This is a genomic window from Spirosoma harenae (assembly GCF_054776975.1).
On record NZ_BAAHBD010000063.1, the window covers coordinates 1 to 729 of the forward strand.

The 729-nt window shown below is 57.6% G+C and carries 1 protein-coding gene; it reads right to left on the bottom strand.

Translation table 11 applies throughout. The features are described from left to right. The coding region (locus ACYVE4_RS34085; RefSeq protein WP_461044901.1) for a TonB-dependent receptor plug domain-containing protein at positions 1–683 on the bottom strand (683 nt) is incomplete at its 3' end. Positions 684–729: the final 46 nt, after the last annotated feature.

Here is a 729-nt window from a genome sequence, read left to right on the forward strand (position 1 = left end):
GTGATGACAATCACGCCCGAAGCAGCCCGGGCTCCGTAGATCGAAGCTGCAGCCGCATCTTTGAGCACCGTGGTGCTTTCGATGTCATCCGGTGGGATGAAAGAGGTTGTTTGGCTAGGAACTCCATCAATAACATAAAGGGGTTGGTTGCCCCCGAATGAGCCGAAGCCCCGCACCCGAATCTGGCTGGAAGTGCCCGGCTGCCCGTTGGTGATCACAGTGACCCCCGATACGCGTCCCTGCAATTGCTGCTCAACGTTTGTCGATGGAACCACCTTCAGTTGAGCCGGTTTGACCGTGGCCACCGCCCCGGTAACATCCCGGCGGTTTTCCGTGGTGTAACCGGTGACGACGACCTCGCTCAGGGCGGTGGCGTCATCTTCGAGCTTAATGTCCAGGCTGGTTCGGTTGCCGATGGCAACTTCCTGGGTTTTGAAGCCAATGGCGGAGATGACCAGGGTCGGGTTGGCCCCCCGAATGGAGAGGGCGAAGTTGCCATCGGCGTCGGAGGCCGTACCGGTTTGCGTTCCTTTGAGAACGACGTTGGCGCCAGGAACGGCGCCATCGGTGCCCGTAATTTTACCGGTGATTCTCCGGTCCTGGGCGGAGGCACTGAGGCCGATGAGCCACAGGCAGGAGCCCAACAAAGCGGTCTGCAGAAACCTGTAGAGCGATGCTTTCATGAAGATTAGGTTGGTTTGAAAAAATAAGTAAACGCATCAATATTAG